General features: G+C 63.6%; 26 protein-coding genes. 10 read left to right on the top strand and 16 right to left on the bottom strand.

What is annotated here, in order from left to right; translation table 11 throughout:
* Positions 1-46: 46 nt before the first annotated feature.
* Positions 47-1171 (top strand): dihydropteroate synthase, encoded by a 1125-nt coding sequence (gene folP / locus SPHS8_RS06135; RefSeq protein WP_097092060.1) that lies wholly within the window; start codon positions 47-49, stop codon positions 1169-1171.
* Positions 1172-1460: 289 nt separating this feature from the next.
* Here the strand turns inward: folP and SPHS8_RS06140 are convergent, their stop codons facing one another.
* The 5 genes from SPHS8_RS06140 to glmM all read right to left on the bottom strand — a co-directional run bounded on the left by SPHS8_RS06140 (position 1461) and on the right by glmM (position 5624).
* Positions 1461-2123, bottom strand: coding sequence for a L,D-transpeptidase family protein (locus tag SPHS8_RS06140; protein ID WP_201514892.1), 663 nt, complete (start codon positions 2121-2123; stop codon positions 1461-1463).
* Positions 2124-2709: 586 nt separating this feature from the next.
* Complete coding sequence (locus SPHS8_RS06145) at positions 2710-3309, bottom strand: ribonuclease HII (protein ID WP_097092061.1); 600 nt, start codon at positions 3307-3309, stop codon at positions 2710-2712.
* Positions 3302-4063, bottom strand: coding sequence for a bifunctional hydroxymethylpyrimidine kinase/phosphomethylpyrimidine kinase (gene thiD, locus SPHS8_RS06150; RefSeq protein ID WP_201514684.1), 762 nt, complete (start codon positions 4061-4063; stop codon positions 3302-3304). Before thiD ends, SPHS8_RS06145 begins: the two co-directional genes overlap by 8 nt.
* Entirely contained in the window at positions 4060-4284 is a 225-nt protein-coding gene (locus tag SPHS8_RS06155; RefSeq protein ID WP_201514685.1) for a DUF1272 domain-containing protein, read from the bottom strand. Before SPHS8_RS06155 ends, thiD begins: the two co-directional genes overlap by 4 nt.
* Positions 4284-5624, bottom strand: coding sequence for a phosphoglucosamine mutase (gene glmM, locus SPHS8_RS06160; protein ID WP_201514686.1), 1341 nt, complete (start codon positions 5622-5624; stop codon positions 4284-4286). Before glmM ends, SPHS8_RS06155 begins: the two co-directional genes overlap by 1 nt.
* Positions 5625-5711: 87 nt before the next feature.
* Between glmM and SPHS8_RS06165 the strand changes: the two genes are divergently transcribed.
* Positions 5712-7109, top strand: coding sequence for an alanine/glycine:cation symporter family protein (locus tag SPHS8_RS06165; protein WP_201514687.1), 1398 nt, complete (start codon positions 5712-5714; stop codon positions 7107-7109).
* A 51-nt stretch (positions 7110-7160) separates the two neighbouring features.
* On the opposite strand, the gene SPHS8_RS06170 is transcribed toward SPHS8_RS06165, so the two are convergent.
* From SPHS8_RS06170 to SPHS8_RS06190, 5 genes are all read right to left on the bottom strand, one after another.
* A complete protein-coding gene (locus SPHS8_RS06170) occupies positions 7161-7343 on the bottom strand; it encodes a CsbD family protein (protein WP_097092066.1) in 183 nt (60 codons plus the stop codon).
* Positions 7344-7483: 140 nt separating this feature from the next.
* Positions 7484-8026 (bottom strand): 30S ribosomal protein S9, encoded by a 543-nt coding sequence (gene rpsI, locus SPHS8_RS06175; RefSeq protein WP_097092067.1) that lies wholly within the window; start codon positions 8024-8026, stop codon positions 7484-7486.
* Positions 8026-8505: a 50S ribosomal protein L13 gene (gene rplM, locus SPHS8_RS06180; protein WP_097092068.1), complete on the bottom strand. Its 480-nt coding sequence runs from the start codon at positions 8503-8505 to the stop codon at positions 8026-8028. Before rplM ends, rpsI begins: the two co-directional genes overlap by 1 nt.
* A gap of 130 nt (positions 8506-8635) precedes the next feature.
* The gene (gene cutA / locus SPHS8_RS06185) at positions 8636-8956 is read right to left on the bottom strand and encodes a divalent-cation tolerance protein CutA (RefSeq protein ID WP_201514688.1); all 321 of its coding nucleotides are present in this window, start codon (positions 8954-8956) and stop codon (positions 8636-8638) included.
* The gene (locus SPHS8_RS06190; protein WP_201514689.1) at positions 8953-9996 is read right to left on the bottom strand and encodes a COX15/CtaA family protein; all 1044 of its coding nucleotides are present in this window, start codon (positions 9994-9996) and stop codon (positions 8953-8955) included. Before SPHS8_RS06190 ends, cutA begins: the two co-directional genes overlap by 4 nt.
* A 140-nt stretch (positions 9997-10136) precedes the next feature.
* On the opposite strand from SPHS8_RS06190, the gene SPHS8_RS06195 reads away from it, so the two are divergent.
* Positions 10137-12173: a hybrid sensor histidine kinase/response regulator gene (locus tag SPHS8_RS06195; RefSeq protein ID WP_201514690.1), complete on the top strand. Its 2037-nt coding sequence runs from the start codon at positions 10137-10139 to the stop codon at positions 12171-12173.
* A gap of 200 nt (positions 12174-12373) precedes the next feature.
* Here the strand turns inward: SPHS8_RS06195 and SPHS8_RS06200 are convergent, their stop codons facing one another.
* The gene (locus SPHS8_RS06200) at positions 12374-13003 is read right to left on the bottom strand and encodes a 2-dehydro-3-deoxy-6-phosphogalactonate aldolase (RefSeq protein ID WP_201514691.1); all 630 of its coding nucleotides are present in this window, start codon (positions 13001-13003) and stop codon (positions 12374-12376) included.
* A complete protein-coding gene (locus SPHS8_RS06205; RefSeq protein ID WP_201514692.1) occupies positions 13000-13902 on the bottom strand; it encodes a 2-dehydro-3-deoxygalactonokinase in 903 nt (300 codons plus the stop codon). The genes SPHS8_RS06200 and SPHS8_RS06205 overlap by 4 nt, the downstream gene beginning before the upstream one ends.
* Before the next feature lie 99 nt (positions 13903-14001).
* Between SPHS8_RS06205 and SPHS8_RS06210 the strand changes: the two genes are divergently transcribed.
* The 5 genes from SPHS8_RS06210 (at position 14002) to SPHS8_RS06230 (ending at position 19954) form a co-directional block, all read left to right on the top strand.
* The gene (locus SPHS8_RS06210; RefSeq protein ID WP_201514693.1) at positions 14002-15804 is read left to right on the top strand and encodes an IlvD/Edd family dehydratase; all 1803 of its coding nucleotides are present in this window, start codon (positions 14002-14004) and stop codon (positions 15802-15804) included.
* A 16-nt stretch (positions 15805-15820) separates the two neighbouring features.
* Positions 15821-16750, top strand: a complete 930-nt coding sequence (locus SPHS8_RS06215; RefSeq protein WP_201514694.1) for a Gfo/Idh/MocA family protein — start codon at positions 15821-15823, stop codon at positions 16748-16750.
* Positions 16751-16767: 17 nt separating this feature from the next.
* Positions 16768-17526: a FadR/GntR family transcriptional regulator gene (locus SPHS8_RS06220; RefSeq protein WP_201514695.1), complete on the top strand. Its 759-nt coding sequence runs from the start codon at positions 16768-16770 to the stop codon at positions 17524-17526.
* Positions 17527-18059: 533 nt separating this feature from the next.
* Positions 18060-18722, top strand: a complete 663-nt coding sequence (locus tag SPHS8_RS06225) for a protein-L-isoaspartate(D-aspartate) O-methyltransferase (RefSeq protein ID WP_236574981.1) — start codon at positions 18060-18062, stop codon at positions 18720-18722.
* A 242-nt stretch (positions 18723-18964) separates the two neighbouring features.
* Positions 18965-19954 carry a LacI family DNA-binding transcriptional regulator gene (locus SPHS8_RS06230; RefSeq protein WP_201514696.1) on the top strand — a complete coding sequence of 330 codons (990 nt, stop codon included), beginning with the start codon at positions 18965-18967 and terminating at the stop codon, positions 19952-19954.
* Here the strand turns inward: SPHS8_RS06230 and SPHS8_RS06235 are convergent.
* Positions 19951-20808, bottom strand: coding sequence for an SMP-30/gluconolactonase/LRE family protein (locus SPHS8_RS06235; protein WP_201514697.1), 858 nt, complete (start codon positions 20806-20808; stop codon positions 19951-19953). The genes SPHS8_RS06230 and SPHS8_RS06235 overlap by 4 nt on opposite strands.
* Positions 20809-20811: 3 nt before the next feature.
* Complete coding sequence (locus SPHS8_RS06240; RefSeq protein ID WP_201514698.1) at positions 20812-21906, bottom strand: aldose epimerase family protein; 1095 nt, start codon at positions 21904-21906, stop codon at positions 20812-20814.
* Positions 21907-22071: 165 nt separating this feature from the next.
* On the opposite strand from SPHS8_RS06240, the gene SPHS8_RS06245 reads away from it, so the two are divergent.
* Positions 22072-23376 (top strand): sugar MFS transporter, encoded by a 1305-nt coding sequence (locus SPHS8_RS06245; RefSeq protein ID WP_097092081.1) that lies wholly within the window; start codon positions 22072-22074, stop codon positions 23374-23376.
* 70 nt (positions 23377-23446) lie between these two features.
* On the opposite strand, the gene SPHS8_RS06250 is transcribed toward SPHS8_RS06245, so the two are convergent.
* A complete protein-coding gene (locus tag SPHS8_RS06250) occupies positions 23447-24340 on the bottom strand; it encodes an N-formylglutamate amidohydrolase (RefSeq protein ID WP_201514699.1) in 894 nt (297 codons plus the stop codon).
* A 147-nt stretch (positions 24341-24487) separates the two neighbouring features.
* On the opposite strand from SPHS8_RS06250, the gene cpdR reads away from it, so the two are divergent.
* The gene (gene cpdR, locus SPHS8_RS06255; protein WP_097092082.1) at positions 24488-24865 is read left to right on the top strand and encodes a cell cycle two-component system response regulator CpdR; all 378 of its coding nucleotides are present in this window, start codon (positions 24488-24490) and stop codon (positions 24863-24865) included.
* A 7-nt stretch (positions 24866-24872) separates the two neighbouring features.
* Here the strand turns inward: cpdR and SPHS8_RS06260 are convergent, their stop codons facing one another.
* Positions 24873-26207: a dicarboxylate/amino acid:cation symporter gene (locus tag SPHS8_RS06260; RefSeq protein WP_201514700.1), complete on the bottom strand. Its 1335-nt coding sequence runs from the start codon at positions 26205-26207 to the stop codon at positions 24873-24875.
* Between the last annotated feature and the right edge of the window lie 112 nt (positions 26208-26319).

Genomic DNA, 26319 nt, shown 5'->3' on the forward strand with positions numbered 1-26319 from the left:
TAACAAGGAAAAGCTTTCGACAGGCGCAGCGTGAACGAGACCAGCAATGATCCTATCCACCCTCCCCCACGACGCTCGGCTTTACCTGAAGCCCACATGGTTCGTCCCCTCCCCCATCGGCCTGCCCGATGGGTCAGCGGCACGCATGGCCAATGGCCTGATCTGGTTCCAGGCCTATGAGCTGACCGCACTACAGGGCGCGCACCGCCTGACGCGGATCACGATCCCGGTGGCGCAGTTCGACGAAACCATCGCCTCGCTTCCCGCCCCGCTCGCGGAACGCGCCACGCGTCTCGCAGCCAATATCTCGGCGCAGCGCCATCCGCTGGCGCTGGGCGATCGCACCATCCGCTTCGATGCGCCGCAAGTCATGGCGATCCTCAACGTCACGCCCGACAGCTTCTCCGACGGCGGGAAGCATATGGGCGACCCCCAGGCGGCGGCGGACGCTGGCTTCGCCATGGCGGCGGCCGGCGCGGCCCTTATCGACATCGGCGGCGAATCCACGCGCCCCAAAGCTCCCAAAGTGTGGGAAGGCGACGAAATCGCCCGCGTCGTGCCGGTCATCGAAAGTCTCGCCGCCGCAGGCGTCCCGGTATCGATCGACACGCGCAAGGCGGCCGTCATGGAAGCGGCGCTCGCGGCAGGAGCAAAGGTCATCAACGATGTCAGCGCCCTTGCCCATGATCCCCGCGCGCTGGAAGTCGCGGCGCGCGCGTCCTGCCCCGTCATCCTGATGCATGCGCCGTCCTCCGGCGATGACCCACATGACAATCCGGGCGGCTATGGCGATGTCGTCGCCGATGTGTTCGACATGCTCGAAAGCCGCATCGAAAGCTGCGTCAGTGCAGGCATTGCGCGCGACCGGATCATGGTCGATCCAGGCCTTGGCTTCGGCAAGTCGCTCGCCGACAATCTGGCGCTGGTCAATGGCCTTGCCACTTTCCAGGGCCTCGGCGTGCCATTGCTCTTTGCCGGAAGCCGCAAGCGCTTGATCGGCGCCCTCTCCAACGAAGCCCCCGCCGCCGACCGCCTCGGCGGCTCCATCGCCCTCGCCTTTCGCGCTGCCCAATCGGGCGCGCAAATGGTCCGCGTCCATGATGTGAAGGAAAGCGTCCAGGCCCTGCACCTGTGGCGCGGCCTGGCCGACGCAGGGCTCAGCGCGGTTTAGAGCATGTTCATGTTTGAGTGATCGTCACCCCGGACTTGATCCGGGGTCCCGCTTCTTATCTGACGCTACCGAGGCAGCGGGACCCCGGGTCGAGCCCAGGGTGACGGAAAATCAGCCTTAATGCCGATGCTTCCGTGTAAGACGATCACCTTCTAAGGATCGCAAGCACTCTTAACCCGGTCGCCCTGAGCCTCAGGCCAACAACCCACACCCGTTCGGGCTGAGCTTGTCGAATCCCTCATCTGTTCAAAACGAAGACGTCAGACCTCTGGAAAAACAGGCACCAACCCTACCACCGCCGCAACCTCGGCCGGAACACACTGGGATCGACGGCCAGCACAGGCACATCCCGCGATGCCAACTCAACCTTGGCCTGCTCCACCACCGGCGGCTTGGGACCCGGCGTGAATGTCACCACCGCCGTCCCCGGATCATTCATGACCAGTTGATCCAGCATCAAGGTCGGTCCCAACGCATCCGCATTGACCCGAACCAAAGTGCCAAGCTGCGTCATCCCGAACAATGTCCGCGCAAAGGCGGTAGGCAGCCTGATGCAGCCATGGCTCGCCGGATAACCGGGATTATGCCCCGCATGCAGCGCCACGCCATCCCAGGTAAGCCTTTGCATGAACGGCATGGGTGCATTGCTGTAGAGGTTGGACCGATGCCATTCCCGCTTCTGCAGGATCGTGAACTCGCCGGTCGGCGTCCGGTGCCCCGGCGTGCCCGTGGATACGCTCGCCATCCCCACCAGCCGGTCGCCATTATAGACATGCACCATCTGTCGCTGAAGGCTGATGATCAGGTAGAGCGGCCCGTCGAACGGCCCCTCCTCCAGCCAACGATAACCGCCCGGCTGCATGACCTGTCCTTCCGAGCCTGCGACCTCAGCGGCCGCTTGGCTCATCGATGACACAGGCGTTATGGCGGCAAGCGCCAGCAGGAACGGCATCACGCGCATAAAGTCTTTCTTAACTATTGTGCACGGATTCGCCAGCCGGAAGCGGCTTTTGGCTCACTATTCTTAATCCCGCCATGGCACAGAGTAAGAAGCCTTTGTCGCATCCAGAGGCACGCGGCGAACTCCGCTCGGCGTGCTGATCCGCTGAGAAGTGACGGAGGGCTAGAGCTCGCCCCTTTCTCGATACGTAGTCGACAAGCTGGAACGCGTCTCGAAACTAGCCCGGTGGCTCCATCATCTCTCCCCTCCCGCAGGCGGGAGGGGCCGGGGGTGGGCAGGGAGCAACGTCCGACGAACGTGCAACCGCCGACGTACGCGAACACCCTCAGACCTGTGGACTGTTCAAACCTAAAAACTGATCTCGCACGGATTGACCCCCATCAGTCGGGAAATCAGTTACCGAAGTCTCTCACCCTGCGCGAATATGATGCGGATCAAGCAAGAGCGGCTCAGCTCAAACTCAATTGGCCTTGGCAAGGTCCAATCACACTGGATCGGGTCACGCTCCATTTATGTCGAGTTTTTCCGCCTTTCCTGCCAGCAGATGACGCCATCTGCTGCGAAAGCGCTCCAGTTTCTACAACAGCACCAACTGCGCGACCGGAGCAAAGCTGCGCCGGTGCAGCGGCGTTGGGCCATGTTCCCTGAGCGCCGCCAGATGCATCGGGCTGCCATAGCCCTTGTTGCTTTCCCAGCCATAATGGGGGTGCACCGCCGCCGCCTCTATCATCATGCGGTCGCGCGCCTCCTTGGCCAATATCGACGCGGCGGCGATCGACAGGCATTTGGCGTCGCCCTCGACCACGGCGGTCGAGGCCCACCGCCATTTGGGGCAGCGATTGCCGTCCACCAGCACATGTGCGCAATCTTTGCTGAGCGCCTCGACCGCTCGCGTCATCGCCAGCATCGTCGCCCAAAGGATGTTGATCTCGTCAATCTCCTCGACTGACGCCACCCCGATCCCCCAACACAGCGCCCGCGCCTTGATCTCGCCCTCCAGCACCGCGCGGCGGGCGGCGGTCAGTTGCTTGCTGTCATTCAGGCCATCCGGGCAATCCTCCTGCCGCAGGATGACGGCAGCAGCCACGACCGGCCCCGCCAGCGGCCCCCTGCCCGCTTCATCCACTCCAGCGACCAGCCCGGGATGATGCAATCGCTCATGCGCGAAATCAGGCATGTTGATGAAACCCGAACGGCGCCCCCATCGGCCCGTGCCCCTGCCCCAGACCCGGCGCCAACATCAGCGCTTCCCGAACATATTTCCTAGCAAATTCAATAGCTTCTATAAGCATTGACCCCTGCCCCAACCGAGCAGCAATAGCACTGGCCAAGGTACATCCCGTCCCATGCGTGTGAATCGTTTCAATTCGCGCATTGCTCCATGACTTTACCAACCCTCCCGGCCCGATCAGCCGGTCCGTCAGCATCGCCCCTTCGCCATGCCCACCCTTCGCCAGCACATGCGTATCGAAGCAGATCGCAATCTGTTCACCGCCCAGCGCCTCCAACTCCGGTATATTCGGCGTCACCAAAGTCGCCAACGCCATCAGCCGCTCAAATGCCGCGACCGTCGCCTGATCCGCCAGCACCGATCCGCTCGTCGCGACCATCACCGGATCGAATATGATCGGCACATTGGTCAACTGCGCCAGCCGGTCAGCGACCGCCTCCGCAGTCATAGCGGACCCAATCATCCCGATCTTGACAGCATCAACACCGATATCGCTGATGACGCTGTCCATCTGCTTGACCACCATATCCGCGGGCACCGCATGCACGGCCTGCACACCGATCGTATTCTGGGCCGTAATGGCAGTGATCGCGGTCATTGCATGACCGCCCAGCAGCGTAACAGTGCGGATGTCGGCCTGAATGCCAGCCCCTCCGCCGCTGTCCGAACCCGCGACGATCAAAATGCGCGCGGGTTTCATCCCTTGTACTGACGCAGGATAGAGGCTGGATGGCGGACGAGCGCATCACCTGTCCGCGTTGGGCGATCCATCAACTCCCCACCGCAATTGGGGCAACGGTCGTCCAGCGCCTCTGCGCAGCCAGCGCAAAAGGTGCATTCGAAAGAACAGATGAATGCCCCAGGGTCTGCCGCTGGCAAGTCCATGCCACACCGTTCGCAATCCGGACGCATGTCAAGCATCAGGCCGCGACCCTGGCGACAGCGTCGCAGATCCGCTCGACGACGTCCTTGACCTGATCCTCCCGATCCCCCTCCGCCATCACGCGGATCACCGGCTCAGTGCCGGACGGGCGAATGACCAATCTGCCACAGCCATTGAGTTCGCCCTCTGCCTGCGCGATCACCCGCTTGACCTCTTCATGCTCCAGTGGCTTGCCCCCGGAAAAGCGGACATTCTTGAGGAGTTGTGGCACGGGATCAAACCGATGCAAGACCTCGCTGGCAGGCTTGCCCGAGCGAACGAGCGCCGCGAGCACCTGCAGCGCCGCTACGGTGCCATCGCCAGTGGTCGCATAATCGGACAGGATCATGTGCCCGGACTGCTCTCCGCCAACATTGAAGCCGCCCTCTCGCATCCGCTCCAGAACATAGCGATCGCCGACCTTGGTACGCTCCAGGCTGATCCCGTGTCCGGCAAGATGCCGTTCCAGGCCAAGGTTGGACATCACCGTCGCTACCAGGCCGCCCCCGCGCAGCAATCCGTCACGTGCGAAATTGGTAGCGATCAGCGCCATGATCTGGTCACCGTCGACAATCTGGCCTTTCTCATCCACGACGATCAGCCTATCCGCGTCTCCGTCGAGGGCAATGCCGATGTCCGCCCCCGAAGACACGACCGTTTCCTGACACAAAAGTGGAGAGGTAGATCCACAGCCATCGTTGATATTGATGCCGTTCGGCGTCACGCCGATCGCGATCACCTCGGCTCCCAGTTCCCAGAACGCCGATGGCGCGACCTGGTAAGCTGCACCGTTCGCGCAATCGACGACGATCTTGAGGCCGTCCAAGCGAAGATCAGCAGGAAAGCTGGACTTCACCGCGTGGATATAGCGCCCTCTTGCGTCCTCAACCCGGCGCGCACGGCCGATTTCGGAGGGCGCTGCTAGCGGAATATCCTGCTCCAGCATCGCCTCTATCTTCAGCTCATCTTCGTCGGACAGCTTGTAGCCGTCAGGCCCGAACAGCTTGATGCCGTTGTCAGCATAGGGATTGTGACTGGCCGAAATCATGACGCCGAGATCAGCACGCATCGAATGGGCAAGCAGCGCAACTGCAGGCGTAGGGATGGGGCCGAACTGGACAACATCCATGCCCACCGCCGTGAAACCAGCCACCAGAGCATTTTCAACCATATAGCCGGATAGGCGCGTGTCCTTGCCGATCACGACCCGATGCCGGTGGCTGCCGCGCTGGAAATGCTTCCCCGCAGCCATGCCGACTTTCATCGCGAGTTCGGCTGTCATCGGCCATTGATTCGTCCGCCCCCTGATCCCGTCCGTGCCGAAATAACGCCTGCTCATAATTCCTGTCCTGCCACGAGGCTAACCTATGACCCCCATAGCAATCTTTGTTCGACTTTCCACCGCCGAGCCGTCATTCCCTAGCAGGTGGACGGCTTCAATGCAGCGGTAGACGCGCTCTCCAGCGCGGTCTTCTTCAAGGTTCCCTTGCTGGGCGCCGAGATCGAATTGATCGTCCTCTACCTCGCCGTGCCGATGTTGTTCTTCACCGTCTGGCTCGGGTTTCCCAATGTTCGGGCGGTTGGACGCGCAGTGCGCATCTTGCGGACACAGCCAGACGCGGATCAAGCCAAGGGTGATGTTAGCCAGTGGGGTGCCCTGACCACCGCCCTTGCCGGTACGATCGGCCTTGGCAACATCGCGGGTGTTGCAGTTGCGCTCACAATGGGCGGACCGGGCGCGATTTTCTGGATGTTCGTGATCGGCTGGCTCGCCATGACCGTGAAGATGGCCGAGGTGATGCTTGGCCTGAAATACCGGACCTTCGATCAGCGTGGTCATGTCCATGGCGGACCCATGTATGTGCTGAGAGCCATCGGCGCTGCGCGTGGCTGGCCGCGGCTGGGGCTGGTACTGGGTGGGCTTTACGCCTTCTTCGCGCTGTTCGGGGCGATCCCGATGGTGCAGGTCAACCAGAGCTTTGCGCAGGTCAGGGTGGTGACCGGCCTATCCAACGGCTGGGCCTATGGCGTGCTGTTGGCAGCCGCCGTCGCTTTGGTCACCCTAGGGGGTGCCGCATGGCTGGGTGAGGTTGCGAAGCGTCTTACCCCGCTCAAGGTCGCCGTCTACTTGGCGGGCGTTGCCGCCGTCCTTATCATCCATGCTACGGCAATCCCGGCTGCCCTGGCACAAATATGGCATGGCGCCTGGACCGGCAGTGCAGCTACCGGGGGCGCCGTTGGCGCCTTCGTCTCGGGCATGAGGCGTGCCGTTTTCGCCAGCGAGGCAGGCGTCGGCTCGGCTGTGATGGCGCATAGCCTGGCGCGGGTACGCCATCCTGTATCGGAGGGGCTGGTCGCGCTGCTTGAGCCGCTGCTCGGCACGATGATCGTTTGTTCCGTTGGCGGGTTGGCGCTCGTCGTTGCAGGTACGTGGACATCCGGGCTCGAAGGCGTGGCCATCACTTCGGCCGCGTTCGCGCAGGTGTCGCCCTGGTTTCCGTGGCTGCTGGCAGTGGTCGTCGTTCTGTTCGCCTACTCAACGCTCGTCGCCTGGGGATTTTATGGGCTTCAGGCCTGGGGATATCTTTTTGGCCATGGTCCAAAGGCGCAGTGGAGTTATAAAATCCTCTATATCCTGGCGCTGCCGCCTGCCGCGGCGATCGACCTGGGACGAGTGGTGGATATTGTCGACAGCAGCTTCTTCCTAATGGCTATTCCTAACGTCATCGCACTCTATCTGTGCGCTGGAGAACTGCGGCGGGACGTACGCGCCTATCTACGCCCGTCCAATGATGCCTCAGCCACTACAGAGCCGGGCCATTAAGAAAAAAGCCCCGCGTCATGCGAGGCTTTTCTCCTGATGCGATGAAGGCTATCAGATCTTGTCGCCAAGCGCGCCCTTCACAGAGCCCTTGACGTCCTGAGCAGTGCCCTTTGCCTTCTGCGCTTTTCCTTCTGCGGCTAGATCGGCGTTATTTTGATGTTGGCCTACCGCTTCCTTGACGGCCCCTGCAGCCTTGTTGCCTGCGGCCTTCAGCTTGTCAGTCGCTTCACCCATATTGTCCTCCTGTCGTGATCTACGGCAGGTCAACAACCTGGATTAGTGAAAGGTTGCCACTGATACGCGTCCGCAACGGACTGCCATAGAAAAAAGGGGCCGGAAAACCGGCCCCTTCCAAAATGCTTTGTACCTGACGCTTAGCGCTTCGAGAACTGGAAGCTGCGGCGGGCCTTGGCCTTACCGTACTTCTTACGCTCAACGGTGCGGCTGTCGCGGGTGAGGAAGCCCTCAGCCTTGACCGCGCTGCGCAGTGCCGGTTCGTACTTGGACAATGCCTGGGCAATGCCATGCTTCACGGCGCCAGCCTGACCCGACAGGCCGCCGCCCTTGACGGTGGCGATCACGTCATACTGACCTTCACGCTCGGTCACGCCGAAGGGCTGGTTAATGACGAGACGCAGGGTCGGACGAGCGAAATAGACTTCCTGATCGCGGCCGTTGACCGTGATCTTGCCGGTGCCGGGCTTCACCCAGACGCGGGCGACGGCATCCTTGCGGCGGCCGGTGGCATAGGCGCGGCCGAGGCTGTCGATTTCCTGCGCACGCAGGGGAGCCGAAGGCTGAACCGGCGCGATGGGCGCGTCGGCAGCGGTGGTCTCACCAGCAGCAGCGGGAGCAGCGGCGGGCGCATTGGCGGTCAGCGACGCGAGGTCGGACAGGGACTGGCGGTTATCGGACATTATGCACCCACCTTGTTCTTGCGGTTGCGCGACGCGAAATCGAGCACTTCGGGGTTCTGCGCTTCGTGCGGATGTTCAGCACCGGCGAAGATGCGCAGGTTGCGCATCTGCTGACGGCCGAGCGGGCCACGGGGGATCATACGCTCAACGGCCTTTTCGAGGACGCGCTCGGGGAAGCGGCCTTCCAGGATCTTGGCAGGCGTGGTTTCCTTGATGCCGCCAGCGTAACCGGTGTGCTTGTAGTACACCTTGTCGGTCAGCTTGCGGCCGGTGAACTTAACCTTGCCTGCGTTGATGATGATGACATTGTCACCACAATCGACGTGGGGCGTGAAGCTGGTCTTGTGCTTGCCGCGAAGGATGTTCGCGACGGTCGAGGCGAGGCGGCCGACGACGAGACCTTCCGCGTCGATCAGGATCCACTTCTTTTCGACCGTTGCCGGGGTTGCCGGCTTAGTGGTCTTCATCAGCGCCTTCATGGTGCCAATCTCCAGAATGAAATAGTGAACTGAAAGCGTTCTGGGCTTTCAGAAGATGGGGGCTAATGACGTTGAGGGGTTCAGAAGTCAAGAGATTCGGCGGGTTTCCTGACGGGTAAAATAATACCCGTCACTTCGCGATCTGCTCTGCGACCCATTTTGCGTAGGCTAAATCAGCCGATTCCACCGGCAAAGCGAGGATTGCGGGCACTTCATAGTCGTGAAGTTCGGCAATGCGCGCCATAAGGGCGTCGCGGCGGGAGGGCGTGGTCTTGAAGAGGACCGGCACCTCGGCGCTGCTTTCCATGACCCCGTTCCATTCATAGAGTGAGGTCGCGGCGCCTAGCATATTGGCGCAGGCGGCCAGCCTTTCCGCGATCAGCTGGCGCGCCACGCGATCAGCCGCCTCGGCCGAGCCGAAAAGCGTGTAGACAAGCGCGACGCCGCTCATGCCCGGCGTTCCCCAACGGCGTGCGCGCCCCAGGCTGCGGCAGCGACGACGACGGCGCCGACGGCTTGATGCAGCACGGCCAGCGACAGAGCGATGCCGCTGATAACGGTGGCGATGCCCAGAACGATCTGCGTGCCGACCGCAGCGTTGATCGCGATCGAGGCGCCGCGCCGCCCTGCCCCCTTCGCCTTGCGGGCAAGCAGGATCAGCATGGCGGCGGCAACCCAGGCCCACCAGCGGTGGATGAAATGGACGAGATAAGGATCGCTGGACAAGGTGGCCCAGAGCGATCCCAGCCAGGAAATCCCCTCTGGCACGAAATGGTCGTTCATGAGCGGCCAGGTGTTGGAGACATAGCCAGCGTCGAGCCCCGCGGTGAAGGCCCCGAACATCAGTTGGACCAGCAGTACCAGCAGGACGACAAGGGCAAAGGGACGCAGCGCGGCTGGACGGGCGGCTGGGTTCCGCGCAAGGGCAAGCAGATCAAGTGCGGTCCAGACGAGGCCCCCTATGATGAAGAGCGCGGTCAGCAGATGGACGGCCAGCCGGTAATGGCTGACATCGGTGCGCACCGAGAGGCCGGACGTGACCATCCACCAGCCGATCGCACCCTGAAGCCCGCCAAGCGCCAGCAGCGCGACCAGCCGCCACCCATAGCCGGACGGGATCGCGCGCCGCCAGGCGAACCAGATCAGCGGAAGGGCGAAGGCGACGCCAATCAACCGCCCAAGCAGCCGGTGCACCCATTCCCAGAAGAAGATGAACTGGAAGTCTGAGAGGGTCATGCCCTGCCGCAGCTGCTGATATTCGGGAATTTGCTGATAGAGCCGAAACGCGTCCTCCCACTGCGCATGGGTGAGCGGCGGAATCGCGCCGGTGATCGGCTTCCATTCCGTAATCGACAGCCCCGATTCGGTGAGGCGCGTGATACCGCCGACCACCACCATGCAGAAAACCAGCGCCGCCACGGCAAGCAGCCAGCGAGCGATCGAGAGCGGACGGGATGCAGCCGTAGCCGGGCCAAGGGCAAGTTCGGTCATGGCGGCGATCCATGCGCCGATGCCCTTATTGTTGCAAGAGGGCGACCATGGGACAAAAGGTCGCAACGTTCCGTAACGAGCGGATACAAATCATCGGACAGGCGTATCCCGCCTATGCACTTCTTAACAGAGGATAATCGATGATTGCGCCGGCGGACACTATCGCCGGAATGATCGCCACGCAGGGTCCCCTGGGGGATCTGACGGCGCACATCGGCGACGGGTCGCCGCTGGGCCCGGTTGAGCGATGGTCGCCCGCGCTGATCTCAACGGTTCGGCTGATGCTGTCATCCAAGGCGGAAATCGTGCTGTTCTGGGGGCCGGAACTCTGCGCGCTTTATAATGAAGCCTATGCACCGACGATCGGCGACAAGCATCCAGCCGCGCTTGGCCGCCCGGCGCGGGAGAATTGGGCTGAACTGTGGGACGATCTGGAGCCGCTGCTGCTGTCCGTGGTCCAGAAGGGCGAGACGGTGCATGCCAAAGACCGTCCCTTTTACATCGAACGGGACGGTGGACGGGGCGAGCAGGTTTATTTCGACATCAGCTATTCCCCCGTGTTCGAAGCGGACGGATCGATCGGCGGAGCATTGTGCATCGTCAACGAGACGACGCAGCGGGTCAAAGCCGAACGGGAGATGGTGGCTGACCGCAACCGCCTGTGGACGCTGGCCCGCGATCCGTTCCTGATTGCCGACATGGAGGGAAAATGGCTGTCGGCGAGTCCTGCATGGACGGACATATTGGGATGGAGCCAGGAGGAACTGATCGGCCGCACATCGGAATGGATGGAACATCCCGATGATAGCGCGCGCACCAGAGAGGAGGTTCAAACCCTGCAACAGGGGGTGTTGACGATCCGGTTCGAGAACAGGTTCCGGACCAAGGATGGCGATTATCGCAGTTTCAGCTGGACGGCGGTGCCCGACAATGGGCTGGTCTATTGCGTGGCGCGGGACGTCACGGAACAGCGCGCCCACGCCCGCGCCCTTGCCGAAACGGAAGCCGCGTTGCGGCAGGCGCAGAAGATGGAGACGCTGGGCCAGCTGACCGGCGGCGTCGCCCATGATTTCAACAATCTGTTGCAGGTCGTGACCGGCAACCTCGAACTGCTCCAGCGCGGCCTCAACGATAATGAGCGGATGCGCCGCGCGGCGGACAATGCGATGGCAGGTGCCGAGCGTGCGGCGATGCTGACGCAGCAGCTGCTCGCCTTTTCGCGCCGCCAGCCTTTGGCGCCCGAACGCGTCGATCCCAACCGGCTGGTGAGCCGCATGTCGGAACTGCTGAACCGCACCTTGGGCGAGAGGATCGAGGTGGAGACGATCCAGGCCGCGCGCGCATGGCCGATCGAGGTCGACCTCAACCAGATGGAAAACGCCCTGCTGAACCTGGCGGTCAATGCGCGGGACGCGATGCCGGACGGCGGCAAGTTGACCATCGAAGTCGCCAACACGCATATCGATGACCATTATGCGGCGCAGGAAGATGATGTGCAGCCCGGGCAATATGTGCTGATCTGCCTGTCCGACACAGGCCAAGGTATGGACGCGGAGACGCTGAGCCACGCGATCGAGCCATTTTTCACCACCAAGGAAGTGGGGCGCGGCACCGGGCTGGGGCTGTCCATGGTCTATGGCTTCATCAAGCAGTCAGGCGGGCATATCCGGGTTTATTCGGAGGTGGGTGAAGGGACGAGCGTCAAGATCTACCTGCCCCGCTATCATGGCCTGGTGCCTGCCAACGACCAGTTGGAGGAGGTCCCCCGCCCCGCCGTCAGCGGTGGCGACGAGACGGTGCTGGTGTGCGAGGATGACGAGAAGGTGCGCGCCTATGCGGTCGAGGTGCTGAACGAGCTGGGCTATCATGTGATCGAAGCGGGGAATGGACCGGCGGCGCTGGAAGCGCTGGAGCAGCCGGGCGAGCATATCGACCTGCTGTTCACCGATGTGGTTCTGCCCGGAGGGATGACGGGAGCGGACGTGGCGCGGGAGGCAGCGGCGCGCAGGCCCGACATCAAGATCCTGTTCGCGACCGGCTATGCGCGTAACGCCATTTTCCACCATGGGCGGTTGGACCCGGGAGTGGAATTGCTGACCAAGCCTTTCACCTATGCCGATCTGGCGGGCAAGGTGCGGGAGGTGTTGGACCGGCGGATCGAGCAGCGGGTGGGATAGTGTTCGGGGTTTGGGGTTGATGCACTTAGCTTGGCTTAGCCTGAACGGGATGGGAGGCCTTGCCTGTTCAACCTCTCGCCTTTCATACGGATCACTCTAACTCCGTTCGGGCTGAGCTTGTCGAAGCCCTTCCCTTCTAAAAGGAACTAGAGCCCTTCGACAGGCTCAGGGCGAACGGATGATGGGTAGCGTGGCGCTCTTTAGCGGAGCGCGCGCCACGCTTCGACCAAGGCTTTCGCCCGGCCCGCCACCGTCGCGGCCGTGTCGCCAGCGCGGTATAGGGCTCCACCGACGCCGATGCCTTCGCATCCTGCGCCGAGCCATTGGCCGATCGTGTCGGCGCCGGTGCCGCCCACTGCCCAAAGGCCGACATGGCGCGGCAGCACTTCCTTGATGGCCTTGATATAGGCGGGGCCGAGGCTGGCGGCGGGGAATAGTTTGAGGCGGCGGGCACCTGCGCGGACGGCGGCGAAGCCTTCGCTGGGGGTCATGAAGCCGGGCAGCATGTCGAAGCCATATTGCGCGCCCCGGGCGATGACGGCGGGGTCGGTATTGGGCGTCACCATGATGCGCCCACCGGTGCGGCGCAGATCGTCCACCGCTTCGACCGACAGCACGGTGCCGCCGCCGATCAGCGCGGTTGTGCCGAACGCCTGCTGGAGCGCGGTGATGCTTTCGAAGGGTTCGGGCGAGTTCAATGGCACTTCGATGATGCGGATGCCCGCGTCGATGAGGGCCGTGCCGATCTCCACCGCTTCTTCGGGACGAAGGCCACGGAGGATGGCGCAGACGGGCGGAGCGCCTGCGCCAAGAAGGGAATCTAGGGTCATGCGGCATTCTCCGGAAGAGTGAGGCCAGCGAGGACGCAATCGTCGCCGCTCAAGGATCGGGAAGAGAGGCCTTGGGCCTCCAGTGCCTCTGCATAGCGGGCGCACAGGCGCTGATCGCCAATGAGGGTGATGCCGCTGACGTCGCCGAGCAGGGCGCGCACCTCGGCGATTTCGCAGCCGATGAGAAGGCCGGAAAGATAGCCAGCGGCCCAATCTGGCGAGCGGCCGGCGCGCAGGCGCTTGGCGCGGGCGGCAAAGAGGTTGGTGAGGAGGCGGCCCTCCCCTGCCCGGCCAAGGCCTTCGGCAAAACCTTCCGCTTCCTGGGCGGCATCTGCGGGGGCGGCTTTGGGGCCGAGCGTGGACTGATCACGCAGCAGGGCGAAAAGCTCGCCAGTGGGGACGGTGCGGAAGCTGACGATGCGGCCATCCTCCACGAGCGACCATTTATTGTGCGTGCCGGGCAGGACGATCAGGTGGCGGCCCTGAGCCAGATCGGGATTCCGGTGCATCGCGCCGAAAATCTGCGTTTCCTCGCCGCGCATGACGTCGGGGACGCCATCCTCGTCCGTGCAGGCAAGGCCCGCCAGGATCGACAGCGGCGCGCCCTGCCAGTCAAAGCGGACGGCAGCGGTGCGCCAATCCTGCGCGGTGGCAGGGCAGTCCGCATAGGGCGCTTCCACCCAGCCGTCGCGCGCGCCCGCCATGCCGCACAGGCGGATGGTGCCGGGCGTGCCGTCTTCCAGCCAGGGGGCGATGGCTTGCGCGAAGGCTTGGGCGGCGTTCGCGCCCGCTTCGGCTATGCCTGGGCCTTCGCGGCGGGCGGTGACCTGCCCCTGCTCCATGCGGAAGAGGCGCAGGCGGCTGGTGCCCCAGTCGCCCACCACGTCATAGCTGCTCATGCCCACGTCATTTCCGTTCTTGTCTGCTTATTTGTATGAGTATATGGATCAGCCGATAGCGTCAATGCGTGGCGCGCCTCAATGCCTTTAGGATATCTCATGGCCGTTTCGTCTCAGCCCGACCGGAAATTGCGCAGCCGCGCCTGGTTCGACAATCCGGACGATATCGACATGACGGCGCTCTATGTGGAGCGATATCTGAACTTCGGGTTGAGCCTGGAGGAGTTGCGGAGCGGCAAGCCGATCATCGGCATCGCGCAGACCGGCAGCGACCTGTCGCCCTGCAACCGCCACCATCTGGTGCTGGCCGAGCGCATTCGCGAGGGCATCCGCGAGATGGGCGGCATAGCGCTCGAATTTCCGGTCCACCCGATCCAGGAAACGGGCAAGCGGCCGACGGCGGGGCTGGACCGGAACCTTGCCTATCTGGGGCTGGTCGAGGCCTTGTACGGCTATCCGATCGATGGCGTGGTGCTGACGACGGGCTGCGACAAGACGACGCCTGCGCTGCTGATGGCGGCGGCGACGGTGAACATTCCGGCGATTGCGCTCTCGGTCGGGCCGATGCTCAATGGCTGGTACAAGGGGCAGCGGACGGGGTCGGGCACGATCGTCTGGCATGCACGGCAGCTGCTGGCGGCGGGGAAGATCGATGATGAGGGCTTCATCAAGCTGGTGGCCTCGTCAGCGCCCTCGACCGGCTATTGCAACACGATGGGCACGGCGACGACCATGAACAGCCTGGCCGAGGCGCTGGGGATGATGTTGCCGGGATCGGCCGCGATCCCCGCGCCTTATCGCGACCGGCAGGAGGCCGCGTGGCGCACCGGCAAGCGGATCGTGGAGATGGTGGCGGAGGATCTGAAGCCCTCCGACATATTGACGCTGGATGCCTTTCATAATGCGATCATGGTCAATTCGGCGATCGGGGGATCGACCAACGCGCCGATCCATCTGGCGGCGATCGCTCGGCATGTCGGCGTCGAACTGCCGCTGAAGGATTGGGAGACGGTGGGGCATCATGTGCCGCTGCTGGTGAACCTGCAGCCGGCGGGCGAATATCTGGGCGAGGATTATTATCGCGCGGGCGGCGTGCCTGCGGTGGTGGGGCAGCTGATCGCGCAGGGCCTGATCCGCGAGGGCGCTATGACGGTGAACGGGCGAACGATGGGCGAGAATTGCCGGGCGGTGGAGATCGAGGATGAAAATGTCATCCGCCCCTTCGCCCAGCCGCTGAAGGAAGAAGCGGGCTTCCTGGTGCTGTCGGGCAATCTGTTCGACGCGGCGATCATGAAGACGAGCGTCATCAGCGAGGAATTCCGCCATCGCTACCTCTCCAACCCTGCCGATCCGAACGCCTTCGAAGGACCGGCGGTCGTGTTCGACGGGCCGGAGGATTATCATGCGCGGATCGACGATCCGGCGGTCGGCATCACGCCTGACACGCTGATGTTCATGCGCGGCGCCGGACCGATCGGCTATCCGGGCGCGGCGGAGGTGGTGAACATGCGCCCGCCCGCCTATCTGATCACGGAGGGCGTGTCCGCCCTGCCCTGCATCGGCGACGGGCGGCAGTCGGGCACGTCGGGAAGCCCATCCATCCTCAACGCCTCGCCAGAGGCGGCGGCGATGGGCGGGCTGGCGCTGCTGAAGACCGGGGACCGGGTGCGGATGGACCTGGAGGCGCGGACGGTGAACGTGCTGATCCCCGACGAGGAACTGGAAGCGCGGCGCGCGGCATTGCGGGCGGAGGGTGGCTATGCCTATCCGGCGTCGCAGACCCCGTGGCAGGAAATCCAGCGCGCTCTGGTGGGACAGCTGGACAAGGGGGCGATCCTGGAGGGCGCGGAGAAGTTCCAGCGGATCGCGCAGACCCAGGGTCTGCCGCGCGACAATCATTAAAGAGCAGAGGAACGGCATGAACGGCATCATCAAGGCGGGGCTGGTCGGGCTGGGCAAGATCGCGCGCGACCAGCATTTACCCGCGATCGAACAAACCGTCGGCATCGACCTGGTGGCGGTAGCCAGCCGCAATGCGCAGGCGGATGGCGTGAACAACTATCCCACGCTGGACGCGATGCTGGCGGGCGAACCCGACATGGATGCGGTGATACTGTGCCAACCGCCGCAGGTGCGCTACGAGGCCGCGCGCGAGGCGATCCTGGCGGGCAAGCATGTCTTCCTGGAAAAGCCGCCCGGCGCGACGGTGACGCAAGTCGAGGCGCTGATCACCCTGGCGCGCGCGCAGGGCGTGACGATCTATGCAAGCTGGCACAGCCGCCATGCCGCCGCCGTGGCAGATGCCAAGGCATGGATGGCGAAACGCAAGGTCACGCGCGTGTCGATCGAGTGGCGCGAAGATGTGCGGCATTGGCATCCCGGCCAGCCCTGGATCTGGGAAGCAGGTGGTTTTGGCGTGTTCGATCCGGGCATCAATGCGCTGTCGATCCTGACCGAGATCATGCCCGAACCGGTGACGATGCTGGCCGCGAGCCTGGAAGTGCCCGCCAACAAGCAGGCGCCGATCGCCGCCAGCCTGAAGATGGCGAGCGCGTCGGGCGCGCCCATCGAAGCAGCGTTCGATTGGCGGCAGACCGGCAAGCAGACATGGGACATTGCGGTCGAAACGCAGGATGGCAAGCTGCTGCTGTCCGAAGGCGGGAACCAGCTGACCGTGGACGGCGAAGTCATGGTGCAGGCGCCAGAAGGCGAATATCCGGAGATGTACCGGCAGTTCGTCCAGCTGGTGAAGGATCGGGCAATCGGCGCCGACACTATGCCGCTGCAACTGGTGGCTGACGCCTTCCTTTGCGGCAAGCATTGTCCTACGGCGGCGTTCGAGGATTAAAAGCGGGGGAATAGAGCTTGGGCAAGGAAGACCGGCATCCGGCGGAACGAAAGTTCGGCAGTGAGGAAGGCGGGCTTCGCATCCACCAGGCGATCGCCCGGCAGCTCGGCACCGCGATCGTGGCCGGAATCCACAAGCCGGGCGATGTCTTCGAAGGCGAGATAGAGGCGGCCGAACGGCTGCGCGTGTCCCGCACCGCCTATCGGGAGGCAGTGCGCATACTGGTGGCCAAGGGCATGCTGGAAAGCCGCCCCAAGGCGGGGACGCGCGTCCTGCCGCGCAGCCGCTGGAACGTGCTGGACCCCGAAATGCTTGCCTGGATGTTCGCCGGGGAGCCGGACGCGGCCTTCGTCCGGGACCTGTTCGAACTGCGCGGCGTCATAGAACCGGCAGCGGCGGAATTGGCGGCACGGCGGCGCACCGGTTCGCAGCTTTTGGCGATGGAGCAGGCGCTTGCGCAAATGCGCGGCCATGGACTGTCGACGGAAGAAGGACGCGCCGCCGACCAGCGTTTCCACCACGCCATCCTCGCCGCGACGCAAAATGACGCGCTGGCTGCGCTGGCAAGTTCGGTTGGGGCGGCGGTCAGTTGGACCACGACATTCAAGCAGCGCAGGAAGTCACCCCCGCGTGATCCCTTCGCCGATCATCGGGCGGTGTTCGACGCGATTGCGGCGGGCGATGCGGAGGGTGCGCGAGCGGCGATGAGTGAGCTGTTACGGCTGGCGCTGGCGGATATGGATATTGCGCTTTTGGAGCCGGTGGCGGGTTCTTAATTGGGCCGGTTGGAATAGCGGGCCGAATGTGGATGCAGTCCGAGTGTCCGTATCTACCGTCATCCTGGCGGAAGCTGGGATCTCAGGGGGTGTTGTGCCGTGTGGCCTGAGATCCCAGCTTTCGCTGGGATGACGGAATGAGGTGACGCTGTTTACAGTGTGATGTCGATGTGGATCTTATCAGCTTTGATCGATCAAGTCCCTAATGCGGCTTGCCCATTCCTGGAGCGTGAAGGGCTTTGCGAGCAGCGCGATGTTCGGGTCCAGCTTTCCGTCGCGCAGGAAAATTTCGCGGGTGTAACCGCTGGTGTAGAGGATCTTGAGCCCAGGCCGTGTCCGATACTTGGGGAAAATGCAGAGCCTATCATAGCGCCTTGTTTTTGAACGCCGACCACCCCGCCGCGTGGAAGTTGGCTAAACGAGGTTAAGGCGTTGGCGCACAATGGCGGGCGCTTGGAAGGTCATTAGAGGTTATGATCTTCGTCGAACGGCGGGCGTGAGTCGGCGGCTCGCAGGAGCGGTCAGGAGGCGGGATGGCGGATTGCGCGCGCCTGCGCCAGATGATGGTCGAGCAGCAGATCATCCGCCGGGGCGTGGGTGATCCCCGGCTGTGGGCTGCGATGCGGGCCGTGCCGCGCGAGCGCTTCGTTCCGGAAGATGTCCGAAGCCTGGCCTATGAGGACAGGCCCTTGCCGGTCGAGGCGGGCCAGACCATTTCGCAGCCCTATATCGTCGCGCGGATGATAGAGGCAGGGGCGATCAGTCCGGAGAATCGGGTGCTGGAGGTGGGTGCGGGCTCCGGCTATGCGGCGGCGGTCATGAGCCGCATTGCCGCGCATGTCTTCGCGGTCGAGCGTATCGCCGAACTGGCCGCGCTGGCGGAGGGCCGGATGAAGGCGCTTGGCTATGACAATGTGTCGATCGGCTTGGGCGACGGGACCGCAGGATGGGCGGAGAAGGCGCCCTTCGACGCCATATTGGTGGCGGCTGGAGGTCCGGGCGTGCCGCCGCCGCTGCGCGAACAGCTGGCGATCGGCGGACGGTTGGTGATGCCGGTCGGGGATGGCGGCGAACAGCAGCTTGTGCGCCTGATCCGCAAGGACGAGGAGGAGTTCGATCTGACGGTGCTGGAGGCCGTGCGGTTCGTGCCGCTGATCGGCGCGCATGGCTGGAAAGATGGGAATGCCGATCCCTGAGTGGGAAAGCGCATCCCGGACAACCACATGCTCGTGCAGTTAGCCTGCAGCTGTCCGGGATGACCTTATTGCCATCAGGTATGACAACGCTGTCTTCCTTAAAGCGTTGGGCGGATCGATCAAGTCCTTTTTCCTTTCGGCCCTTAAAAAGCCGCGGTCTTGTTTTGCGTGGGCTTTCCATGCCAATGCGGTGGCGATGACATGGGGTGTTCATATCAGAGCGGGCGCGGTCCGGGGTTTTCATGGCCAGCATCCATGACGTAGCCGCGCTGGCTGGCGTTTCCATCAAGACCGTGTCTCGGGTCGTCAACAAGGCGCCCAATGTCAGCGAACAGCTGCGCGAGCGGGTGGCGGCGGCGATACAGCAACTGGACTATCGGCCGAACCAGTCCGCGCGGCGGCTGGCAGGCGGGCGGTCGTTCATGATCGCCTTTCTCTACAACAATCCCGTCGCAAGCTATATCAGCGGCATCCAGGCGGGCGCGGTCAACCGGTGCCGCGAACTGGGCTATCATCTGGTGGTCGAGCTGATCCCGCTGGCGGGCGAGGAGCGGTTCGACATTCTTGAGGGGCTGGCGGCCGCGCTGCGCCCAGATGGCGTGTTCCTGGCGCCGCCGCTGTCCGACGATCCCGCCGTGCTGGAATGGCTGGCGGAGAAGAAGTTGCCCTGCGCGCGGATCGCGGGGCCGAACGGGGCGCAGAGCCTGAATATCGTGACCCCGGAATGGGAGGCGGGGCGGATGGTGGCCGATCATCTGCTAGGCCTTGGCCACCGCAGGATCGGCGTCATCACGCCGCCGCCTGCCCATGAGGCTGCGACGCACCGGGTCGACGGGTTTCGCGAAGGACTGGCCGCGGCAGGGCTGGCGGAGGAGGCGGAGTTGTTCGTTGAAGGCGGGTTCGACTATCCGTCTGGCATCGCTGCGGGCGAGACATTGCTGGGGCTGGCCGAGCCGCCGACCGCGATCTTCGCGACCAATGACGACATGGCACTGGGCGTTCTGCAACTGGCGCGGCAGCGGGGCTTGCGGGTCCCGCAAGACCTTTCCGTGGTCGGCTTCGACGACACGCCCGCTAGCCTCACCGCCTGGCCGCCGCTCACGACCGTGCGCCAGCCGTTGGCGCAGATGGGAGCAGCGGTCATCGACGCGCTGATCAACCGGCCCGCAAAGGCGCCCCAGTTCGATTTCGAGCTGGTGCCGCGGGAAAGTTCCGCGCCGCCTCCGGCTTAGCCTGCATAAAGCGGCGTCGGCATACCCTTCACACCGGCATCGACCTCGAACAAGCCGCCGTCATAGTCACTGTCCGGCAATCCGACAGCCGCCGAACTCACGAACATGCGATCCAGCCCGGCACCTGCAAAGCAGATGTTCGTCACCTGCTGCGCTGGCAAGGCGATGGCGCGGTCGAGCTTGCCGTCGGGCGTGAAACGGCTGATGCGGCTGCCGCCCCAATGCGCGATCCAGATATGCCCGTCGGTGTCCACCGTCATGCCGTCGGGATAACCGTCTCGGTCGCCAAACCGGATGAAGACCTCGCGCGCGGACAGGCCGCCGCCTTCGGTACGGGAGAAGCGGTAGACGGTGCGGCGCGCGCTGTCGGTATGATAAAGCCAGTTGCCGCAGGGCGAAAAGGCAGGCCCGTTGGGCACGCGATAGCCGCTGTCCATCTGCGTCCAGCGGCCGTCCGGGTCCAGCCGGTAGAAGGCGCCGCTGTCCTCCGCCTCCGCCATGTCCATCGTGCCGCACCAGATGCGCCCGTCCGCATCAGCCTTGCCGTCGTTCATGCGGTTGCCGGGCAGATGCTGTTCAGGATCGCCGAACGGCTCAAGCGTGAGCGGATCAAAGGAAAGCCGCGCAAAACCGCTTTGCAGGCCAGCAATGAAGCCGCCGCCCTGCCGCTCGGCAACCCAGCCGATCGGCTCCGGCATCGCCCAACGGTCGATGCTGCCATCGGTCAGGGAGAGGCGATTGAGCGCGGGGGCGATGATGTCGGTCCAATAGACCGCATTGTCGCGCGCGGACCAGAGCGTCCCCTCGCCCAGCTTGTCGCGAATGTCGCGCTTGATGAGTTGCCACTGCGCCATGGTTCAGCGCTTTACCGAAAGGCGATAGATCATGACGTGGCGATAGGGCTTGCCGGGATCGACCCGGGCCGAGGGAAAGCCCGGGTGATTGGGCGCGTCCGGAAAATTCTGCGGCTCAAGCGCGAAGCCGTCGCCCATGCGATAGAGATGATCATTTTTGCCAAGGAATGTCCCGTCGAGAAAATTGCCGGAATAGAATTGAAGTCCGGGCTCCGTGGTCAGCACCTCCAGCACACGGCCTGACGCGGGGTCCTCAAGACGCGCAGCCAGCTCCGGCGTTGCGGTCCGCCCCTTGTCCAGCACCCAATTATGATCATAGCCGCGCCCGAAACTGATCTGCCGATCGGCGCCGTCGCGCACGGCATCATCCACGCGGCGAGGCGAGCGGAAGTCGAACGGCGTTCCCGCGACCGGCCTGATCTCGCCAGTGGGGATAAGTCCCGCGTCGACGGGCGTATAAGCCTTGGCCGGTATCGTCAGCAGATGACCGAGGGCGCCGCCCGGTGCGCCTTCGCCCGCCAGGTTGAAGACGGCGTGGTTGGTGAGGTTGACGATGGTCGGCTTGCTCGCCTGCGCTTCGAAACTGATGGTCAGGCCGCCGCTTTCGTCCAGTGCATAGCTGATCCGGGTGTCGAGCTGGCCGGGATAGCCCGCCTCGCCATCCGGGCTGCTGTAGGACAGCACGACTTCCGCGCGCGGTTCGCTGCGGACCGACACGACCTTCCAGACCTGTTTGTCAAACCCTTTGCCGCCGCCGTGCAGCGTATTGCCCTTGTCATTCAGGGGCAGCTGGTAGCTTTGGCCGTCCAAAGAGAATTGGCCGCGTCCGATCCGGTTGGCATAGCGGCCGACCGTCACGCCGAAAAAGTCGGGTCGCGCCAGATAGCCCGCCAGATCGTCATAGCCGAGCAGCACGTCAGCCTGCTTGCCGTCCCGATCGGGGCCAGACAGCGACTGCAATGTCGCGCCGTAAGTGAGGATGCGGGCCGACACGCCGTGCCCGTTGGAAAGGGTGATCGCTTCTATGGCCGTGCCGTCAGGAAGCTGGCCTGCGGGAGCGCGGCTGGCTTCAGCCGCCAGTGCTGACGTGCTTGCCATCAGACACGCGAAACAATAGGACGATGATGTTCGAAAAGCATGGCTGATCCAGCCCCTCTGCATACGATCCCCCTGCCGCCGGGGTATATTGACGCCCGACGGGCAGCTATATACTCGGACAAATAGAAGCAGCACAAGCCTGTTGGCCCCTGTTGGAGAAGATGAATGCCTGCACCTCCCTCATCATCAGCCACTCTGACTGCGGGCGACCATCCCGCCACCCGGTACGGGCCTGCACTGACGCTGCTGGCGAGCCTGTTCTTCATGTGGGGCTTCATCACCGTCATCAACAACACGTTGTTGCCGCACCTGCGCAGCGTGTTCGAGCTGAACTATACGCAGACAACGTTGATCGAGTCCGTATGGTTCATCGCCTATTTCGTCGCGTCGATTCCTTCGGCCAAGCTGATCGAACGTGTCGGATACCAGAAGTCGCTGGTGATCGGCCTGCTGATCATGGCGGCGGGGGCGCTCGGCATGATGCTGGCGGCCAGCCTGCCATCCTATGGCGTCACATTGACCATGCTGTTCATCATCGCGAGCGGCATCACGCTGCTTCAGGTGGCGGCCAACCCCTATGTGGCGGTGGTCGGCAAGCCTGAAACCGCATCTTCGCGCCTTAATCTGGTGCAGGCGATGAATTCGGCCGGGACGATGCTGGCGCCGCTGTTCGGTGCCTATCTGATCCTTGGCCGTTCAAAGGGCGGCACGTCGAGCGCGGATGTCGTGCTGACTCCGGCAGAACGGCTGGCGGATGCTCAATCCGTGATCCTGCCCTATGGGTTGGTTGCCGTCGTGTTGGTGGTGCTGGCGATCGTCATTGCCCGCTTCCCCCTTCCCGCGATGGGATCATCGACCGCCCGGTTGGCCAAGGAGGAACGGAAGAAGCACTCACTCTGGTCGCATCGCAATCTGGTCTTCGGCATCCCTGCCATCTTCATCTACCTGATTGCGGAAATCGGCGTCGCCAACCTGTTCGTGAACTTCGTCAGCCAGCCGGACATCGCCAATCTGACTCATGAACAGGCTGGCCGCTACCTGAGCTTCCTGTGGGGCGGCATGATGGTTGGCCGGTTCGTAGGGTCGGCGATCATGCAGAAGGTGGACGCGGGCAAGGTGTTGGCAGCCTTTGCCACAGGGTCGTTCATCGTGATGCTTGTCGCGGTGTTCAGCCACGGACCCGTCGCAATGTGGGCGCTGATCCTGGTGGGCCTTGGCCATTCGATCATGTTCCCGACCATCTTCACCCTTGGCATTCGCGGCCTGGGGCCGTTGACCGAGGAAGGTTCCGGACTGCTGATCATGGCGATCGCTGGCGGCTCGCTGGTGGTCGTGCAGGGATGGCTTGCCGACAATTACGGTCTGCAGAACAGCTTCCTGCTGACGGCTGCCTGCGAACTGTACATCCTCTTCTACGCGCTTTGGGGTTCAAGGCCGACGCACGCGCTGCCTGACCAGCATCTGGAATGACGCGCGTTTAGAGAGCCAAGCAAAGGAGAGGCCGGGGTGCATATAACGCCCCGGCCTTTTGCATGGACGGCTATTCAGCGGCGAGCGGATAGGCGGCGCGTGGCGCTTCGCAGGCGATCGCATCGACCAACGAACCGATAGCCGTCTGAATCCCTGGCAGGCCGGGGCCGGGATTGTCCAAGGCGGCGTCCAGATAGAGGCTGCGGTCAATCTCCACCTGCATGGCGTAGAAGTCATGGCCCGGCTGTCCATGGCGTTCGATCATATGGTCGCCCGCATAGGGATGGTTCTGCGCCACCGTCAGCCCATGCCCTTCCAGCACGTCGGCCGCCAGCGTCATCAGCCGCGCTGATGCCGCACGGCCGAAGCGATCGCCCAGCACCGCGGTGGGCGCAGGTTGCCCGGCGGCAGCTGCGGGAAGCGGCGGCATGGAATGGAGATCGATCAGCACGGCATGGCCATGCGCCTCTCGCGCGGATCGCATCAAGCGGGTCAGGGTGGCGTGATATGGGCGGTGGATCGTGTCGATGCGGCGGCGCACCTCCTCCCACCCGACAGGCCGCTGCCACAATTCATATGCCCCCGGCAGCCGGCGGGGCAGCAGGCCCAGGCCGCCGCGCAGCTTCGCGCTGCCTTGAAGAGCAGCGTCACGGGGCAGGCCCGTTACCATCGCGGGATCGATTTCCCGCTCATGCCGATTAAGGTCGATCATCGCCCGAGGCGCGCGCGCCACCAGCACATGATAGCCGCGTTCGATCAAGGGATGGGCGAGCAAGTCCGCCCAGCGATCCTCCAGCCGCCGCAGCACGTCTGGCGCGACTCTGGCGCTGTTCAACAAGGCCGGGTCATAGGCTCGCCCGGCATGGGGCACCGAAATAACCACCGGGGCGATCGGCCGGTCCGGTCCGTAGAGATCATGCGAAGTCAAGGATTCGGCCGGAGCGCGCGGTGCGGAATAGCTCAAATCATCTCCTTCCACAGGGCGCGGCAAAAATGGTTACCCGGCTGGATATATATGTTGGTTGTCGCATATAATGACTGGCAGCGCCACCCGCGAGGGGTGCCGCACGAGATCGGCCGAGACCGGCCAGAGACGAGACTGACCCGAGCCATGGTTCGAATTCTGCTGGCCGAAGATGATGACAGCATGCGCACCTACCTCGCCCGCGCGCTTGAGCGGTCGGGATATGAGGTGGTGGCCGTCGAGACCGGCGCGCAGGCGGTGCCATATATCGAAACGGATCAGTTCGACCTGCTGCTGACCGATATCGTCATGCCCGAAATGGACGGGATCGAGCTTGCCCAGCATGCGGCCACGGTTGCGCCGGACATGCGGATCATGTTCATCACCGGCTTTGCCGCCGTGACGCTGAAGGCCGGGAAAGCGGTGCCGCAGGCCAAGGTGCTATCGAAGCCCTTCCACCTGCGCGACCTGGTGCTGGAGATCGACCGTATGTTCGGCAGCAGCAGCATGAGCGGGCTGAACTGAAAGCCATTTAGCCGGGGACGACTTCTTCCATATCGGGGGTCGGCGGCAGCGCTTCTCCTGCCATGGCAGCAGCGAACCGCTCCCGGTCAAGGCCCCTCTCCCATGCGGACACGACCACTGTGGCGACCGCATTGCCGATGAAATTGGTAAGGCTGCGGCATTCGCTCATGAACCGGTCGATGCCGAGGATCAGGGTCATGCCCGCGACCGGTACGGACGGGACGATGGAGAGCGTGGCGGCGAGCGTGATGAAGCCCGCGCCAGTGACGCCCGCCGCGCCCTTGCTGGACAGCATCGCGACCAGCAACAGCAGGATCTGGTCACCTATGCTCAGATCGACATTGGTCGCTTGCGCTATGAACAGCGCCGCCAGCGTCATGTAGATGTTCGTGCCGTCAAGGTTGAAGCTGTACCCTGTCGGGACCACCAGTCCGACGACCGACTTGCGGCACCCTGCCCGCTCCATCTTCTCGATAAGGCTGGGCAGCGCGGCTTCCGATGAAGAGGTGCCGAGCACGAGCAGCAGCTCCGCCTTCAGGTAGCGGATGAGGTGCAGGATATTGAAACCGACGAGCCTCGCCACCAGCCCGAGCACGACCAGAACGAACAAGAGTGAGGTGAGATAGAAGGTCGCGACCAGTTCCGCGAGGTTCGCAAGCGCGCCCACGCCATATTTGCCGATGGTGAAGGCCATCGCGCCGAGGGCGCCGATGGGGGCGGCCTTCATGAGGATCGACACCAGCTTGAAAATGGCGTGGCTGGCGGAGTCCAGCACCTGCATCAGCGGCTCCGCCTTATCGCCGATCAGGGTCAGGGCGATGCCGAACAATATGGCGACGAACAATACTTGCAGGATGTTGTGGCCATCCGCGACGGCCGAAATCAGCGTGGCAGGGATGATGTCCATCAGGAAACCGGTGAGCGTCCGGTCATGCGCCTGCTGCTGATATTCGGCGACCTTGCCCGCATCGAGGCTCGCCGGGTCGATATTGAGGCCAGCGCCCGGATGCACGACGTTCGCGACGATCAAGCCCAGGATCAGCGCGAGGGTGGAAAAGGTGAGGAAATAGGCGAAGGCCTTTGCCGCCACCCTGCCGATCGCGCCCAATTCCTTCATGCCCGCGATACCGGTCACGATGGTGAGGAAGATGACCGGGGCGATGATCATCTTCACCAGTTTGATGAAGGCATCGCCGAGTGGCTGGAGCGCGACGCCCGTCTGGGGCAGGAAATGCCCGATGAGGACTCCGGTCGCGATGGCGGCGAGCACCTGCACGTAAAGCTGGCGGTAAAAGGGCAGCGGCGTAGTCGCTCCGCCCGCTACGTTGTGGATGTCCTTCATGCGCGCCCGGCCGCCCCCTGTTTCCCCGCACAATATGGGCTGCACTCCCTCTGTCCAGAGAATTAGCTTTTAAGCGAATTTCCCGCTTGCACACCCCACCACCCGCCGCTAT

It is taken from the genome of Sphingobium sp. S6 (assembly GCF_905120495.1).
GTDB classification, from domain to species: Bacteria; Pseudomonadota; Alphaproteobacteria; order Sphingomonadales; family Sphingomonadaceae; genus Sphingobium; species Sphingobium agri.